Source organism: Mycobacterium sp. IDUB_17 (assembly GCF_055419465.1).
Window position 1 is genome coordinate 358,556 of sequence record NZ_JBVAXS010000006.1, and the last position, 17,284, is coordinate 375,839.

General features: G+C 60.2%; 14 protein-coding genes and 1 tRNA gene. 6 read left to right on the plus strand and 9 right to left on the minus strand.

From position 1 onward, the window contains the following. Positions 1–182: 182 nt before the first annotated feature. The gene (locus tag ACZYZ7_RS25120) at positions 183–1,817 is read left to right on the plus strand and encodes an IS1634 family transposase (RefSeq protein ID WP_463742069.1); all 1,635 of its coding nucleotides are present in this window, start codon (positions 183–185) and stop codon (positions 1,815–1,817) included. A 56-nt stretch (positions 1,818–1,873) separates the two neighbouring features. On the opposite strand, the gene ACZYZ7_RS25125 is transcribed toward ACZYZ7_RS25120, so the two are convergent. The 4 genes from ACZYZ7_RS25125 to ACZYZ7_RS25140 form a co-directional block, all read right to left on the minus strand. Continuing rightward, on the minus strand, positions 1,874–2,992 hold the full coding sequence (locus tag ACZYZ7_RS25125; protein WP_463742070.1) for an NAD(P)/FAD-dependent oxidoreductase: 1,119 nt from the start codon (positions 2,990–2,992) through the stop codon (positions 1,874–1,876). After that, positions 2,917–6,321 (minus strand): LodA/GoxA family CTQ-dependent oxidase, encoded by a 3,405-nt coding sequence (locus ACZYZ7_RS25130; protein ID WP_463742071.1) that lies wholly within the window; start codon positions 6,319–6,321, stop codon positions 2,917–2,919. Before ACZYZ7_RS25130 ends, ACZYZ7_RS25125 begins: the two co-directional genes overlap by 76 nt. Positions 6,322–7,166: 845 nt before the next feature. Continuing rightward, the gene (gene mobF / locus ACZYZ7_RS25135; protein ID WP_463742072.1) at positions 7,167–9,356 is read right to left on the minus strand and encodes a MobF family relaxase; all 2,190 of its coding nucleotides are present in this window, start codon (positions 9,354–9,356) and stop codon (positions 7,167–7,169) included. A gap of 34 nt (positions 9,357–9,390) precedes the next feature. Beyond that, entirely contained in the window at positions 9,391–9,591 is a 201-nt protein-coding gene (locus ACZYZ7_RS25140; protein ID WP_463742073.1) for a hypothetical protein, read from the minus strand. A gap of 477 nt (positions 9,592–10,068) precedes the next feature. On the opposite strand from ACZYZ7_RS25140, the gene ACZYZ7_RS25145 reads away from it, so the two are divergent. From ACZYZ7_RS25145 to ACZYZ7_RS25165, 5 genes are all read left to right on the plus strand, one after another. Further along, positions 10,069–10,254, plus strand: coding sequence for a helix-turn-helix domain-containing protein (locus ACZYZ7_RS25145; protein ID WP_463742074.1), 186 nt, complete (start codon positions 10,069–10,071; stop codon positions 10,252–10,254). 35 nt (positions 10,255–10,289) lie between these two features. After that, positions 10,290–11,354, plus strand: coding sequence for an IS630 family transposase (locus tag ACZYZ7_RS25150; RefSeq protein WP_463742075.1), 1,065 nt, complete (start codon positions 10,290–10,292; stop codon positions 11,352–11,354). Positions 11,355–11,418: 64 nt separating this feature from the next. Then, positions 11,419–12,528 carry an ABC-three component system protein gene (locus ACZYZ7_RS25155; protein ID WP_463742076.1) on the plus strand — a complete coding sequence of 370 codons (1,110 nt, stop codon included), beginning with the start codon at positions 11,419–11,421 and terminating at the stop codon, positions 12,526–12,528. Then, a complete protein-coding gene (locus tag ACZYZ7_RS25160) occupies positions 12,525–12,995 on the plus strand; it encodes an ABC-three component system middle component 2 (protein WP_463742077.1) in 471 nt (156 codons plus the stop codon). The genes ACZYZ7_RS25155 and ACZYZ7_RS25160 overlap by 4 nt, the downstream gene beginning before the upstream one ends. Next, on the plus strand, positions 12,992–14,866 hold the full coding sequence (locus tag ACZYZ7_RS25165; protein ID WP_463742078.1) for a hypothetical protein: 1,875 nt from the start codon (positions 12,992–12,994) through the stop codon (positions 14,864–14,866). The genes ACZYZ7_RS25160 and ACZYZ7_RS25165 overlap by 4 nt, the downstream gene beginning before the upstream one ends. Before the next feature lie 99 nt (positions 14,867–14,965). Here the strand turns inward: ACZYZ7_RS25165 and ACZYZ7_RS25170 are convergent, their stop codons facing one another. From ACZYZ7_RS25170 to ACZYZ7_RS25190, 5 genes are all read right to left on the minus strand, one after another. Then, a complete protein-coding gene (locus ACZYZ7_RS25170) occupies positions 14,966–15,118 on the minus strand; it encodes a hypothetical protein (RefSeq protein WP_454790807.1) in 153 nt (50 codons plus the stop codon). Positions 15,119–15,182: 64 nt separating this feature from the next. Then, the gene (locus ACZYZ7_RS25175) at positions 15,183–16,040 is read right to left on the minus strand and encodes a hypothetical protein (RefSeq protein ID WP_454790808.1); all 858 of its coding nucleotides are present in this window, start codon (positions 16,038–16,040) and stop codon (positions 15,183–15,185) included. A gap of 182 nt (positions 16,041–16,222) precedes the next feature. After that, positions 16,223–16,297: transfer RNA gene (locus tag ACZYZ7_RS25180), tRNA-Val, on the minus strand. Positions 16,298–16,354: 57 nt separating this feature from the next. After that, entirely contained in the window at positions 16,355–16,816 is a 462-nt protein-coding gene (locus ACZYZ7_RS25185; RefSeq protein WP_450070711.1) for a peroxiredoxin, read from the minus strand. Then, entirely contained in the window at positions 16,816–17,256 is a 441-nt protein-coding gene (locus ACZYZ7_RS25190) for a DUF3052 domain-containing protein (protein WP_135455907.1), read from the minus strand. Before ACZYZ7_RS25190 ends, ACZYZ7_RS25185 begins: the two co-directional genes overlap by 1 nt. Positions 17,257–17,284 lie beyond the last annotated feature (28 nt).

Consider the following 17,284-nt stretch of genomic DNA (forward strand, 5'->3'; position numbering starts at 1 on the left):
GGCTTGGCTACTCGATACGACAAACTCGCAATCGTCTACCGCGGCGCAGCCGTACTCAGAGCCATCACCATCCGGCCTGACTTCGGACATGGTTGATGGGATTTCGAGTCGGTGATCGGCTGACCTGCGCGTTGTCTGTCCTTAGTGCCCTGTTTGGGGCACTAAGCGGGTAGTTTCAGGCGGTGGCGTACGTGCGGAAGGTGCGCACGGCCTCGGGCGCGATGGCTGTGCAGGTGGTGCGTAAACATCGAGGTCAACGCACGATCTTGGCGCACGTGGGGTCGGCGCACACTGATGCGCAGCTGGGGATCCTGCTCGAGCAGGCCCGCCGGATCGCCGCACAGGATCAAGGCGTTCCCGATATCGAGGTGCCCGCTCGGACCCAGTCGGTCGAGGGCATCGCCGATTGGCGAAACGGCACCCTGCCGTTGTCGCCGGGTGTCTCCCCAGGTGCGCTGGCGCCGGCCGGGCGTACCGCGGCGACGCATTCGCGTCTTCTCTACAACGTGCTCGGCGCGGTGTATGACTGGCTGGGGTTCGACATCGTGGCCGATACGGTGTTCCGGGATCTGGTGATCGCCCGGATCGTGGAGCCCACCAGCAAGGCCGATGCCGCCCGAGTGCTGGCCGACCTGGGCGCAGACCCGGTGTCCTACAGGACCATTCAACGTCACCTCGCCAAGGCCAACACCGCCAACTACCGCGAGCAGATCGCCGCCAAGTGCTTCACCCATGCCGCGGATCGGGGCACGTTGAGCTTGCTGCTCTACGACGTCACAACGTTGTATTTCGAGGCCGAGAACGAAGACGATCTGCGCAAGGTCGGCTACAGCAAAGAGCGACGCGTCGACCCTCAGATCGTGGTCGGCCTGTTGGTCGACCGCAGTGGATTCCCGTTGGAGGTCGGCTGTTTCGAGGGCAACACCGCTGAGACCACCACACTGATACCGGTCATCACCGCCTTCGCCGACCGCCATGACCTCGGTGACACGTCGATGGTGATCGCCGCCGATGCCGGCATGCTCTCCGCATCGAACCTGGCCGCGTTGGACGAGGCGGATCTCGGGTTCATCGTCGGCTCGCGGATGACCAAAGCGCCCGGTGATCTGGAATCGCATTTCCACTGGCACGGTGACGTTTTCGCCGACGGGCAGATCATCGACACCGTCACCCCGCGTCACGCCAACAACATCGTCAACAATGTGGCCCACCGCGCTGAGCCGGTCTGGGATCCCGACGAGCACACCAACGCGTGGCGGGCGATCTGGGCGTACTCGGCCAAACGGGCACGCCGCGACCAGAAAACTCTCTATGCCCAGGAGGCCCGCGCCCGCGCCGTGGTCAACGGTGACCGTGCCGCCAAATCCACCCGGTTCGTCAAGACCCGAGCCGGAGACCGCATTCTCGACGAGGCATCCTTGGCTCGCGCGCAATCACTGGTGGGATTGAAGGGCTACGTCACCAACGTCGCGGCCACCGTGATGCCCGCCGGCGAGGTGATCGCCCACTACCACGAACTCTGGCGAGTCGAACGCTCATTTCGTATGTCCAAGAGCGACCTTCGCGCGCGGCCGATGTTCCACCGCACCCACGACGCCATCGAAGCCCACCTGACCGTCGTCGCGACCGCCCTGGCCGTGGCCCACAACATCCAGGAACGCACCGGCCTGGCCATCGCCAAGGTCGTCAAGCAACTGCGGCCACTGCGTTCAGCGACCATCGCCATCAACGGAACCACCGAGACCTTCCCACCCGAGATCCCCGAACCCCAACGACAAATTCTGACCAGCCTCAACATCCCCGAACCGGGGCACTAAGCAAAATGTCCTAACTCAGGTCTGGCTAGCCCATTTGTCAGACACGCCCTGATCACTCACGGTTCCATATCTAGAGTGCGAGTCTGTTCTTGCCAGAAGAGTTCGGTGTCGAATCGGTGTTCCATCATGTAGAGCCGACGTCGCCCCTCCAGGAACGCCGTGAAATACCCGCGCAGCGCCTGGGTGAATTCGGGAACAGCGTTACGGTCACCTTCAAGTGCACTGACAGCGGCTGATCCGCCTCGAACGCCTGACTTTAGCGCCATTATTAGTCCCGACGATGCAATGGGGTCAAGTGCCACAGCCGCGTCGCCGACGGCCAACCATCTGTCACCGGCCATCGGATCGATGATCGCGCTCGAAGCCGTCCGCACGCTGTCAACACTCGACCGCGTACCTCCGAAGAGGTCGCGGTAGCTTGCGGTGTTGGAGGTGAATAACTGTGCCAGACATACGTTGTCAGCCACAGGGAACGTGAACGTCCAGCCTTCCGGTCTTGCAATGATCGTAGCGCCACTGGCGCCAAAGAGTCCGCCCTCGTCCACGATTCGATCAGCGACGGCAAACATACGATGTGCGACAATCACTTTGGCTCCGAGCTGACGAGCAATCGTGCAATGCCGGCCAGTCGCATCAATCAAGAAACGACAAGTGACCGCTGGGCCGCGATGCAATTCGATGAGGTAACCGTTGGAGGTAGCTGTGACAGCAGAAATCCTGTCTGAGCGATGACAGACTTGCATCTTGGTCGCGTGTCGCATTAGCGAACGGTCAAGCTCGGCGCGGTTGACGACATACCGCCCCGCGTACTGACCCATACTCCTCGTGGCACCTTGCGACTGCATGCCTCCCCACTGGGATGAGAATTGTTGTAATGGTTCGGCGCATGCCTCGATATCAGACATGCCAATGCCTAACGCCACCAATATGGCTCGGCCTGGCCCGGAGAGGATTTCGTGTGTGAAGCCTGCGGGGCGTTGTGATGTTCGATTGATTACTACGACCGACATGCCTCGGGCACGAATAGCTAAGGCCGCCGCCAAACCAGCGGGTCCAGCGCCGACCACCAGAACATCAGTGTGAACTGCCGGTGAGCCCATTAATGGATGGCGCCCATTCCCATGATCATCCCCGTGGGATGTGAGTTCGCTTGCTCCGTTGTTGACGCAAGCCATAGAGGCGATATCGGGCCGTCAACGCTGTTCACTGGGCAATTCGCACCAATCCAGTCTGACGCGGCGCGCTGAGCGTTGATGTCGGTACCCGGGATGTAAACGTCCCGCAGCGCACGTCCAATATCACTTGCCGGAGCAAGGATGTCGGTCACGAGGGTGCTCTCTTCTGGGTGGCCCAATACGACGAGGTTGTTTATTGGCGACGCAATAGCTTGTAGCGTATATGAGCTTGGCAGCTCGTTCAGCCAGTAATCGAGCGGGTAAGAATTTTCCGGATGCTCCGGGTCAGCAATCTGAACGTTGAATCCCGCCGCGGTATGGCGAAGCCCATCCATGACTCGGACCATTCTGCCGTAGATGGGCCATGGTCCCGCAGGCGGCCATGGTCCCGCAGGCGGCGGTGGTCCCGCAGGCGGCGGTGGTCCCGCAGGCGGCGGTGGTCCCGCAGGCGGCGGTGGTCCCGCAGGCGGCGGTGGATTCTTCAGTTCACGACACCAATCTGCCCATAGCTTCAGCTCCGACTCGGTAAACACTCGGAACATCGGCCCTTCTTCGAAACTGGTGTACTTGAAAAACTTACTGTTGTCTGGATCGCCTTTTACGAACCAGCCCGCGTCTACGAGAGCATTCATAAACCCGCGCGGATTGGAGAACCAAGCATTGATGTTAGTGCCGGCGAGGCGACGTCTTCCGTGGTTAAGCTGACCGTAATCGGCCTTCGCCGCAATCATTTTTTCAACGCGTTCATCCAACGTCGGCTTTTTTGTAGGATCAAGGAGGTTCTTCAAGTCTTCACCGAATGTGCCGCCCGCCAGGTAAAAGGCCACGAATCCGTCCCAGATCCGACGCCAGAGCGACTGGACGACCTCCGGCGAGCTGGCGTGCTGCTGCAGATATGCGTTGACAGCTTGCATCGCCCACGCAGAATGGCCATCTTCAGGATTGTCGATTCCGACATGTAATCTAAAATAGTGAGTACTGATTCCGTACTTCTTCAAAAGTTCGATTGTTTTGTTGACTTCAATAATGCTGAACTCAAGGTATACAGTCATACCGAGAATCTCTGGAAAGAAATCCTGGGAGTACTGAGAAATCGCCATCTGAAAACAAGCGGCGTCGAATGCGGAGTCCAGCAACGTATCGTCATAAACAAAATCTCGACCGTTGCATTCTCGCGGGTATATTCCAATAGAATGGAGTAGATCGCGATACAAATTAGGATGATTCTGGCGTACATCACCGTCGCCTAACTCATCCATATACACAGAGAATGTTAACGCATGCGGTAAGTCCATCGGTCCCGCGTGGCCGATCCCACGTAACCATGCACCGTCTGTCATGTTGAAGGGACCGAATTGCCGCAGTCGCTCTTTTACATCGGCCGCATTGTGGCAAGTTTCATCCTTGGCAGGATCATAACCATTATTTTGCGCTACTAATTCCAGATACCAAGAATTGAGGCGATTCGCAAAATTTTGCGGTGTGTATTCGAACGGAGTGAAATGGAACGGGGTGTCGGGTTCAGACTGCCACCGCCGCGACGTGGCCAAGCAGTCCTCTGCGTATGCGCGAGCCGCCGGGAGCACGTCGAGATGCTTATCAATATTCATCAACGCGTAAAACAGGTCACGCGCATTTGCACCAACGTATTTAGCTCTCTCGCGCTCCACCAGTACTTTCTCATCGGTTGGCGCCGATCGAGCAAGCGGCAGAACAAATCCCAGGTCACTCCAGTATTTGACTAGCGCATTGTAGCCCTCGAACCTTGCCGTCGGTAAACCACGAGCCCATCGCTCTCGCTGAGGAGTTAGTTTGGCGACAGATGGGGCAGGATCAGCTTTGCCAGAACGCGGATTCTGCGCGAGCGATTCGCTGACGGCGTCGTATAGCTCATGGCTTAAAACTTCGTCAGGTCGTTGCACCGGCCACCAGTTAAACATGCAATCGTAGAAGTCGGCTTGCCAGGGAACCGCCATCCACCGTGTAATATCACCCGGCTTGAAATCGTTGGAGATCCGGTATGCACCACGCCAAGTATCTTCTTCCTGGCAAATGAAGGTCATCTCAATCCCGGGATAGAACGGTCCTCCGACGCATGCCTGCAAGGCAGATCGATCCAAGGCCTCCGGCCGCCTAGGTTCTGGAATTTCATCGAACGGCATCGGTGTTTCTTCACTCGTGACAACAAAGTCGCCGTCAGCCCATCGCTCGAGTTTCTCGTATTGGCTGCGCAATACGCTCATCCATGTTCGCGGTTCACCGCGACGTGCATCACCGCCGTCACCTGACAATGGCGGCATATATTCAGGGCATGCCTGTTTCTTGGCAGTCGCGTCATCGGCAAGCGCCAGCGGCTTTCTCAATCGGCCGAACACACGCTTGCGATATCTAGCCGCTTCCTCCGAGTCACCCTGCAGCAGTTTTCTGTTGTCGCCGTTCCTGAAGTCGCCCGGACATCCCGCGCCATGCCCCCGGTATCCCGCTGCACTGACCCACGCGTAGTCGGCAACGCGGTCCAACACGGCTGCGATATCGCGGTGAAAATCGACTTGGCCAGGGGCTGGCGGCGGGACGTAGCTCTGCGCGACGAACAACTCGCGGACTGCGTCGTCAAGAGTGACTAGGTTCTCCAGCGTCGGAACATACTTTGGCGGAGCCACAATGACCCACGCCGGGTCCGGGATAGCCTCCGTGCCGTCAGCAAAAATGATCCTTGCCTCAATTCTGCCGTCGGAGGTGTCGTCGTACCATCCATCGTTATTTGCGAAGTGAGTAATGAGATTGTTTGGCGGGACACATGCGCTTAATCCTTTACCGCCGAGCACGACCAATCGGCCATAGTCGTCTGTACGGAGTTCGCCGAGCTCTACCGGCGCACCCAGGAAATGTGCATTCGGAATTCTTGTTAATTGGTTGATACCCTTTATCGCGACTGGTCCAGGATCAATGATTAGCGTCGTGCGGGAGTCTTGGTGCTGCTCTGCAGATACCGATGCGTTTCTTAGATGGCGCTTCTCAGGATCGGCCCATTCATGACGTCCTACGAAATTGTACCAAGCGCCCTTTTTATTGGCGAGATGTACCGTCCAGGTGATGGTAGCCTCGCTGAAGGCCGTGACTTCACGGATCGGGGTTTCTGTCGAATTATCGTATTCAAAAATACGGAACCGCGCTCCCTGCCTCTTGATTTTTCCTGCAGCATCCTTATAACCGCCTCGAGGCTCCGATGGCCAACCCGGTGCTTCAGGACCTATAAAATAGTCCACAGCACTGTCACCGAGCCTTGCGATGCCAACACCTGGATGAATGCGGTAACTGGTAGCAGACACAGATATATGTTCGTCCACAGCATTCTCCAAGGATTGAGGAGCTCATGCAAAAGTTTCCGACTCGGCCCGTTCCAGACTGACAGAATCCAGACAGTTCGCGAACAGGCTATCGGAGATAGCCCACTCTAAAACACCGTTGGCCCCAATGACGGCGGTTTGCGTAACCCGACAAATAGCTAATAATCCACAGCGACCAGCGCTCGCAATTAGTCGCCCCCTACACCCGATGCCGCACCGCAACGCACACGTGTCGATGACTTCGGCCAAACAGATGGGCCTCGCCATCCTGGAGGCGATCGGGTCTGCTTCACGATCAGGTGACCGTTGTGACCTGCCCTACCCTGTCGCCGAGGTGGAGACGAACCTACGCGACGCAACTAAGGCAAACAGTTGATCTCAGTGTTCCCTAGAACCAATCGTCGGCCAGATTCCGATACGTAGGGCTCGCCTCCAACAGGGCGTTCAGAGCTCAAGTTCGTAGCCAGAGCTCAGATCCCGACTCGCGCTGTGGCTGCGTTCACAGGCACGGTCGGTGTCACGCGTCAGCGCCTCGTGTGTGGCCTGCCACGCCCGATAGTCGGCCGCCCGGCGAGAAACCGTGGCAGCATGTGCCGCCCGAGCGGAGCGAACACCGTCGAGCAATGCCGCTTCTAAGATATGCGCCGCAAAGGTGTGGGCCGTGACGTCCGGCTGATCGTTGGCGAGGATGGCGTGCACGAGGTCCGTAGCATCCAGTCCATCGCCACGAACGGAGAGATGTCTACCGTCGGGCTCGTGGCGACTGTGCGCGTGCCCCTCAGCCACGCGCTCAAAAATGTGTGCCGAGTTCGCGTATCGCCCACGGGTCATCGCCACATAAAGCAGCCGGCGGCTGGCGTTCTCCCCCAATATGGCGTGGGTGGTGTCTGCGGTGACTCCTTGAGCTGAGTGCACGGTGAGCGCGTAGCCGTAGGTGATGTGCGTGCGGGTGTAGTCGGTGGGAAAGATGGTGTAGGCGTTGTCGTCGAGGCGGCGCGCGAGAACCTGTTGATGGCCGGTGTGCACCTTCTCCACCCTCCAGCGCTGCCCATTGCGCACCGGCCCGGGCTCGGCCGACTGATTGTCGCGGTAGCGCAGCGGGATCGACGCATCATTCTGTCTGGTGAGGATGAGATCACCCACCGCGAGCCGATGTCCCCGCGCGCCGGCCACCGTTGCCGCGCCCGCGGCGCTGGTCTCGTGATGCAGCCGCAGGTTGAGGGCATCAGCCATCTCCTTGGTGTCACACAGCAGCAACGCGTCCTTGCCCCCAGCGATATCTGCCTTATAGGCGGCCACGGCTCGGCGGCCATGGTGACCTCGTCCCCGCAATGCAGACGGCCGCTGCGGCGGTACCAGTCGACTGCTTGGCTCACCGTCTTCTGGTCGCCGTCGCGCAGCGCGAGGGAAGCGTCGCGTTCTTCCGGGTCGTGCATCCGCCACACCTCGGAGAGTGTCTGGGTCCAGGGCAGGTCGTTGCAGAGTTGGGCGAACATGCCGCCGCGGGCTTTCACCGGCGCCAACTGATGCGGATCACCCACCAGGACGGTTTTCGCGCCAGCCTCGGTGGTGGCGGTCAGCAGCCGGCGCAGATCGCTGGTGCCGACCATCGCGGCCTCATCGACGATCACCAGACTGAACCGATCCAACTCCAACTCCTTGCTCTCGAGGAGTTGAAGTCCTTTGGCGACGGTGTAGCCCTGATCCCCCGCCCCTTCACGCAACGCCACATCAACCGCCTTCCCGGTCGGCGCGAGCAGAATCGCAGTTCCCCGCGCGACACCGTGCGCGGCGGCCGCCAGGGTGCGCAGGCAGGTGGTCTTGCCCGCACCCGCGGGCGCAGTCAACGGCTGCACCAACCACGGCGAGCGCGCAATCTCGGTCACTGCAGCGCGCTGATCCGCAGACAGGCCCGCGGTGTCCCGCGCGGGCAGCCACAACTGCGCGCGCTCATTGCGCGCATCCACCAACTCCATCACCGCGGCCTCCTCGGCCAGGATGGCATCGAGGGTGAACTTTTCGTGGCCTTCGCGCTGGTGCGCCGCGCGCGGCGCGGTCAAGCGCACACTGACCGCGTCCACCGCGGCCTCCACCATTTTCCGAGGTGAGAGCTCCGAATCGACCGGCACCTGCGCCCCGAGCACCTCGACGAGATCAGCCCGGGTGAAGGTTGCTTTGTCGATCTTTTCCGCGGCCGCGAGCACCCGCGCGCGGTCGAACGCGGTGCGCGCATGTGCGCGCCGCGCAGCGCGGGCTGCGAGAAACTGCGCGCGGTCAATCTCCATCACGCGCGGATCCGCGCGCCACTGCTCCACCAGCGCGCTCCACGCCAGCTCCTCCGGCTTGGTCGGCCGGGTCGCTTTCTGCGCCGCACCCAGCTGCGCCGCCGACCACGCGCCGTCCTCCCCTTGCTCCAGGTGCCCGGCCGCCCAGTCCCGCAACTGCGACGAGCGCCGCGACCACGCCGTGATCGTCTCCCGTGACATCCCGGCCAGCTCGGCCATCCCCGTGCCGGGGTCGACCTGCTCCCACTCGAACCCCAACGAGCGCTGCAACTCCCGACGCAACGTGGCCTGGTAGATCACGCCCGCCGCTTTCGCCTCATGAAACAGCGACGTCCCATCCAACGACACCAACCGTCCATCAGCCCGGGCTTGGCGGTTGGGCACGATCACATGGGTATGCAGGTGCGGATCCCCACACCGACTGGTCTCATGTTGATAGGCGATCCCCACGATCCCGGGCAGCCGTTGCAGGTCCTTCTCCCCCGTCACCGGATTGTGGACGCGCGTGTAGCCGGCATGCTGGGCCAGGTACTCCATCGCCTCACTGATCGCGGTGGCTTGCGCGTCGGCGATCCCCTTCTGCACCACGTCATCACCGCGCAGCACGCGTAGCAGCGACACACTCTTGGGCGCGGAGAACGTCAGATCGAAACCATGCACCCCGCGGGTCCCGAAGGTGCGCCCCAGCGCACCGCTCGGGGCGATCCCGTCATCGAGCCACCGCCCCACCACCGCCGAATCCGCTTGCCCGCCGCCACGCTGGAAATCACTGAGCCCAGCAAGCTTCGCCGCCGTGCGGGCGTCCCCCGGCGCAGATCCAGACCGGGGTGCGGGTCTCGTGCTCGGAGTAGTACTCCCCCAGCCCGCCACCGGCTGAACGCGCATCCCGGCTGGCGCGCGCGGCGATGTCCGCGGTGTCGATGTAGTAGTTGATCGACCACGCCTTGAGCTTCGAGATTGTCAACATTCGCCGATCCATCCACAGATCTGAGCGTTGACGCTTACTGCGCCACAACCATTCTCGCACCCTGTGCAAATGTGCCAAGCGGTATTTGGAAGTTGAGACAGGTGGAACGGATAGATGTAATTGTAACGGGGACAGTGGTTTTGGAATGCAGCGAAACGTGGCGATGTGGCTGTGGGGGCGGATCGGAGAAGGTGGAGTGTTGAGCTTGTGAGCCTGTGGTCTGTCGCTGTCACGCGCAGGGTTTTCGGGACGTCGACACGATGTCGCAAGTGGATGGCGTTGATGAGCCCCAGTGCAAAACTTCCGTCGGAAGCATCGCTGGGGAGACTTACAGTTGTGTTAGTCGGCTCGATGGGTGCGGCACCGGGGCGATCATCCGGCCCTCTGCGGTGCGAGCCGTTTGGGCATCAAATGCATAGAGCACCTGCTCGCCACCTTCGGCGCATGGCAGGGCCCATCGAAGGGTGATGAATGAAAATGGAAGACAACGTATTCAACAATCTGCCTCTCCTGCTGCCGGTGCCCCACGCGGCAGAACTGCTGGGGGTCAGTCGCGCAGCGGCGTACCGGCTGGCGGCGTCTGGTGAACTACCGAACCGCCGGCTCGGCGGACGGGTGTACATCGTCACGTCCGGCCTACGCGACCTAGTGCCGCGTGTCTAAAGTTATTTGACAGTGGTTGGGTGGGATAATTGTGCATGCGAATTGCGCCACTGGCATTGCGCGACGGTGATCGGGAGACGCTGGTGTCGTTGACGCGATCCTCGACGGTGATGGCCGGAGCCGCGCAGCGGGCGCGGATCGTGTTGTTGGCCGCCGACGGGGTATCGAACACTGAGATTGCCCAGCGCACCGGGGTGTCGCGGCCGACGGTGATCGGATGGCGAGCCCGTTACGAACAGTCCGGGATGGCCGGGCTGATCGATCGGCCGCGATCGGGCAGGCCACGAGACCTCGATCATGGCGAGATTGTCGCGGCCACGCTGGCTCCACCTCCTGCCAACCTCGGGGTCACGCATTGGAGTTCGCGTCTGCTGGCCAAGCATCTGAAGATCAGCTTCTCGGCGGTGGCCAAGGCGTGGCGTGAATACGGGGTCCAACCGTGGCGGTCTGAGACGTTCAAGTTCTCCACCGACCCGGAGTTGGTTGCCAAGGTCACCGACGTCGTCGGGCTCTACCTCGACCCGCCGGAGAACGCCATCGTGCTTTGCGTGGACGAGAAGAGCCAGATCCAGGCACTGGACCGCACCCAGCCGATGTTGCCCATGCAACCCTGCCGGCCAGAGCGCCGCACCCATGATTACGTACGTCACGGCACCACAACGCTGTTCGCTGCCCTGGAGGTCGCCACCGGCAAGGTCACCGGGATCTGTCAGGACCGGCACCGACATCAGGAGTTTCTGCGCTTCCTCAAGCACGTCGCGCGTGCTTATCCCGACCAGGAACTGCATCTGGTGATGGACAACTACGCAGCCCACAAACGTGTCGAGGTCCGCGAGTGGCTCGCCGACAATCCGCGCATCCATGTGCATTTCACCCCGACATCGGCGTCTTGGCTCAATCTCGTCGAAGTCTGGTTCGGCACCATCGAACGCCAAAGCATCCATCGTGGCACCTTCGGCAGTGTCGGCGAACTAACCCGCGCCATCCGAACTTTCATCACGGGATGGAACAAGCGTGCCCACCCGTTCGTGTGGACCAAGACCGCCGACGAGATCCTCAAGAAAGCTAACCGTCAATCAACTTCAAACACGGACCACTAGGTTAGTCAGCAAGGTAATATTTCGCAGCTCAACAATTGCGACGTCGCATGCACGGGGGATCAGATTGGCGCAATCAACTCGGCCGTCGGCGGCGGGCGGACTTGATCTGGCAGATCTGCCTCCGCTGCCAGACGCACCCGTCCTTTCCACCAGTCATTTTGCCGGGCCGCGCCTAACCCCTCTCCAAATCATTCGGACTTACTCCGGCACCGACTGGGAGGAATTCGTTCTGGAATGGGCCCACTGTCTCGAGGGCTACTACGAGGTGAAGCGGCACGGTGGTGCAGGTGACCGTGGCCTGGATGTTGTAGGCATTGTGGGCACATCTGGACTGTCTGGCGTTTGGGATGGGTATCAGTGTAAGCATTATGCGAAATCGCTCGCGCCGGCAGATGCCTACATCGAGATGGCGAAAGTTATTCTTGCGTCAGCCGAGGGAGCATTTAATTTTCCCCGTCGGTACCAATTTGTGGCACCTCTCGGGTGCGGCAACACGCTAGAGCGCTTACTTTCAGACCCCGCCGAACTTAAAAATAAGTTCCTCGCGAAAGTAAACGACGATAAGCCATTCAACGATTGGGACCGCCCGACCAGGAACAAAATCGCGAAAACAGCTGAGCACATCGACTTTTCCGCCTTCGGCAGCGAGCAATTACTGGATGTCCTTCAACTGCACTCCGAGAAGAGCCCCCTACACACGCTTCGGTTCGGAGGGCCGCTACCTACTCGGCCTTCGCCACAGACACCGCCAAAAGACACAGACCCTTCCGAGGCGCGCTACGTTTCTAAGCTAGTCGCCGCTTACCAGGAGTCGCTCAATGATTATGAGATCACTCCATCGCAACTCGGCGAACGCGACTGGTTTCGAGACCATCTCTGGCGCCAACGTTCCGCCTTCTTCAGCGCAGAGTCTCTGAGGGTGTTCGCAAGAGATCAGGTTCCACCCGGGACGTTCGAGGACCTGCAGAGTGAGGTCTACGACGGTGTTGTGGAAGTCGAGCAGGCCGACCATCCCAATGGACTCACTCGGCTCGGCCGGGTGCTGGAGATCGCGGGTTCGCTCGGAATCGATGAGAATGCGCTGATTTCAGTCTGGAAGCAATCCGACCGCAAAGGTATCTGCCATCAACTCGCCAATGACGACCGCTTGGACTGGGTAAGACACTCAGAATGAGTCAACCGCTGAACGGCCCTATCGAGGTGGGACTACGTGCCCTCGTAACTCTGAATGCGAATTTTCCTAGGTCACTCGACCTCAACAGGCTGGTTCTATTCGATTACATCCTTCTCCATAGCGCAGATCTCGGGGGACCTATAAGTATTCATCCCGCTATCCCAAGGAGACAGGGTGAGCTTGGTTTAAAGCGAGCACTTCTCGAAACGTCGTTACACGTACCGATACGCGCTGAACTCGCGAGAATCGAGGCAACCTCGGCTGGCCTTGAGTACGCAGCCACTGACGATGCTCAAGGATTCCTAGCATCGATTACCTCGGAGTACGCCACAAAGCTGAATGAAAGAGCGGAGTGGGTGGCTCAAACCTTCGGTCAGCTCAACGACGTGGAAGTGAGAGCGCAATTGCGGTCCATCTTTGATGACTGGTCGGAAGAATTCATAGGGCCAGCGGACGGTGCACTGTGAGCGCTCCCCGCCTTATCCTGCGACGACTGTCATTCCACTCCGCCGACGCACCGACGGCTGTTGTCGTCTTCGCCGAAGGACTCAATGTTGTCACCGGTCCCTCCGACACCGGCAAATCCTTCATTCTGGACGCAATCGACTACATGCTGGGTGCTTCAGAGCTTCGCAGTATTCACGAGCTCCCCTCTTACAACCGGATCCTTCTGCAACTAGACCTCGACAACGGTTCCGAGAGGACGCTAATAACCCTCGCCCGCGATCTCGACGGTGGCAGGTTTGATCTCTTCGACGGCCATATCGACAGTCCTGCCGATATGGAAGCCGTGCGGCAGCTAACCGGAAAGAATGATGCGGGAAGCGATGGAAACCTTTCGAATTTTCTACTGACTCGCTTAGGTCTTAATGGCATTCGCTTGCGCTCCACTCGATTCAATAAGACACGCGCCCTGAGCTTTCGCGACCTCGCGCATATTTCGATCATTGACGAAACACGAATGCAGTCGCCTCAACCGCCGATCTACACAAGCGGCAACTCTATCCACCGCACTGTCGAGAGATCGGTGTTCAAGTACCTCCTCGAAGGCAGCGATGATTCCGGCGTTGCCGAGATACTCCCGCCGAAGGAAATGAAGGCGCTACAAACCACTCGCACCGAGCTCTTGGATCGGGTGGTCTCAGTGCTAGGGGACGACCTCCCATCAGGCGATCCCGCGGAGACACAAGCCCGGCTGACCCGACTCAATGCGACCATCGACGCGCAAAACAGCTCCATGACTGACAGTCTGCAGCTTAGAGACGACCTCGCCTCCCGCCGCGGAGAGATTAGGCTGCAAATTGAACGGGCCCAAGGAGAGATCGCTAGTCTACAAGACACGTACAACCGTTTCATGTTGCTTGCCCGACAATATGAATCGGACCTGGAGCGACTAGAGATGGTTCAAGAAGGCGGTGCCCTTTTAAGTATCGCCAACAAAGAACTCTGCGTGCTATGTGGAGCGTCAGCAGAACACCAGAACTGGACCAACCATCAAGCTAGCGAGATAGTTTCACTGACGGAGGCTGTCGCGGCCGAAACTGAGAAAACGCGGCAGCTGGCGGCGGACCTATCAGAGACCCTAAGAGCGACGAGAGCTCGGGCACGACGTGTCCGAGGCGAGATTGTCGCCGCGAGGGAGATCTCTTCTTCGCTCACGCAACAAATCGCCGTGCTCGACGCTCGCCTGCGTCCAAATCGACAGCAACTGCGTGAGCTGCTCGCTGACCGCACAAAATTAGAGCAAGTGCTGCTCACGCTTAAACAAGTACAGGCGGTCGAAAAAATCCGACGTGAGTTCGAGAACGACGATGGCAACGGGGCCGCTGTCGCGATGCCAATTCCATCCGCGGCGACCCTGGACGCATTCTGTGCCACCGTTCAACGAACGCTCACTGCCTGGCGCGTCCGCGGCGCAAGTGCTGTACGCGTCGATGAAGCAACGGCCGATCTCGTCGTAGGAGGACGACCGCGGGCCGGCCGAGGTAAGGGCATGCGTGCTCTGCAGCATGCAGCGTTCACCATCGGTCTGGCTCGATACTGCGTTGAGTTTGAACGGAGCTTCGTAGGGATCGTGGTGATCGACTCACCCTTGGTCACATACCGTGAACCTGACAAGGAACCTGTGTTCGAAGAAGGACAGGGCGACAAACAATCAGTCGCCGAACTGTTCTACGCCGACCTGCTTGATGCGCATCAGTTGCAGATCATTGTGATGGAGAATGTAGACCCCCCAAGCCACCTCATACCATCTTTGAATCTAATCGCGTTTACAGCGAACGAATCGCACGGCCGCTATGGCTTTTTCCCCCCAGAGGAGTCTGCCAACGAAGAGTAGATACGGCCAGGCAACAAACTAACGTAAGCCACCAAGATCGACTAAGCGCGCTCCCCGCGGCAGAGCAGCTAATGACCCGGGCCGAAGAGTGATGTCGAACTACGCGCTCGCGCGCGCCTCAACCCATTTGATCAAGCGGCGACGGCGCTCTGCGATGCGCTCGGGATTCTGCTCCGCGTCACGCTCGGCGGCGTCGGCTTCCTCCCAGGCGCGACGCATGTCGGCGTCGTGGAACTCCACGGTCTTTGCCATCACTCGCCCCTCTCGAACGATGCCAGCATAGCGGCGCTTCCCGACAAAACACGTTAGGCACATTCTAGACAGTCCGCCCCTGGACGGCCTTGGCAATGCGGGCTGGAGTCATAGTCGTAGCCTCCGCGGCCGCTAGCAGGTGTGCCAGCACCTTGATGGATGCGACATCCGAGTTGGAGAATCCGTCAGCTTCGATCGTATTAGCAGTCAGCATCCCGAAGGCGACGCCTTCCGCGCGGACCGCGACCGAGACGAAAGATCTATACCGGCGATTCCTGGCTACGTCCCAGGAGTCGGGGACTGTGGTGCCAGTATCGTTACTCAACTCAACGTCGCCGTCGTCGATCAGGTCCCATACGCCCTGATCGCCACCCCAGCCCTCGACGAACTCACTGGTGAAAGAGTCCTCGCGATTCCGCGAGTCACTGTAGGGGCCTGACTGCATAACTCTGGGTCGAACACTGAGGTCCTGAACGCGGAAGTAGGCGGCTCGCGGCGCTTCGCTCTGAACGAGATCGCAGACCTTGCTGACAATCGACGTGCGAAACCCGCTGATCTCCAAGTCCTTGGATGCTTGATCCAACACGCAGAGCCTGCGCAGCTTGTCGGCAGTGCCGAGCATAGCTCCGTTGATGAGCAATGAAGTGCGACGAGACTCTGCCTTCAAGGCTTGGGCTAACGAGACCCGCTCATCCTCCTGCTGGCGCTTGAACGCACGTTCGTTCCTGAACTTGAAGAAGCCGACAACGGCGGTCGCCACCGCCAAACAGCCGGCCAGAATGCGGATACCAACGAGCCAACTGCCCGCCGGAACGAGACTCGCTGCAAAGGTGGCCGCCGCGGTCAGAAGAGCTAGCGCCGTCAGCGCGAGGTTGAAGGCGACCGCCTGATCCTTGACAGCCTTCGCCTGCTTCACCCCCACCGCGGCAGCATCTCACACTGGGTCGACGTAACCGAGCACATGAACGGCTGCACGCACGGTGTCGGATCCGTGCTGCAATCACTCGCCTCACGAGTTCGAATCTCTTGGCACACTGGTGGCACAACGGGGGTATTGAAAACTGCGGAGAGTCCGGCCCGCAAGTCTCTGAACTGAAGTTTTGATGGTGGGCGCGGACGGTATCGAACCGCCGACCGCTGGTGTGTAAAACCAGAGCTCTACCACTGAGCTACGCGCCCCGTCGGAGGCACGGTACACGCCGAGACGACGTGACCGGAAATCCCCCGGGAGATTCGTCAGACCCGTAAGGCCGCCAGCGCCTCCCGCCAGACCGCCTGATCGCGCGGCTGACCCGGATCCATCATCTCGGCGAAGCGGACCTTGCCGGCCCGGTCGACGACGAATGTGCCGCGGTTCGGGTATCCGGCATCGGAATTGAACACCCCGTAGGCCTGGGTGACCGCACCGTGCGGCCAGAAATCCGACAGCACCGGGAACGTGAATCCACTTTCGATGGACCAGATCTTGTGCGTCGGGGGCGGACCGACCGAGATGGCCAGGGTCGCGGTGTCGTCGTTCTCGTACAACGGGAGCTTGTCGCGGATCTCTCCGAGTTCGCCCTCACACACACCGGTGAACGCCAGCGGAAAGAACACCAGCAGCACGTCCTTGGCGCCGCGGTACCCGCTGAGCGTGATCGGCCTGCCGTTCTGGTCCCGGAGCGTGAAATCGGGCGCCGGGGCCCCAACGGCCAGCATCAGGTCCGCTTGCCCGCGGCTTTAGAAGATTTCGGCTGCACCAATCGGCTCGCCGTCCAGTCCCCCAACTTGGCCGACGAGGTCTGCATCAGACCGGCCGTCGGCGCCGATTCGGCGATCTCGGCCGGCAGCACGTGCCCAGCCTTGCCGGTCTTGGGAGTCACCACCCAGATCACGCCGTCCTCGGCGAGTGGGGTGATGGCGTCCATGAGCCGGTCGACGAGATCCCCGTCGTCGTCCCTCCACCAGAGCAATACGACGTCGATGACTTCGTCCGAATCCTCATCGAGGAGCTCGGAACCGCACGCTTCCTCGATGTCCGCCCGGATGTCGTCGTCGCTATCCTCGTCCCAACCCAGTTCCTGGACTATCTGATCCTTATGGATCCCCAGGATTTGGGCGTAGTTCGGGCCTGAGTCCGTCCCCGCCGCCGCGACCACCGTCGGTCCTCCTTACCTTTCTTCGAGC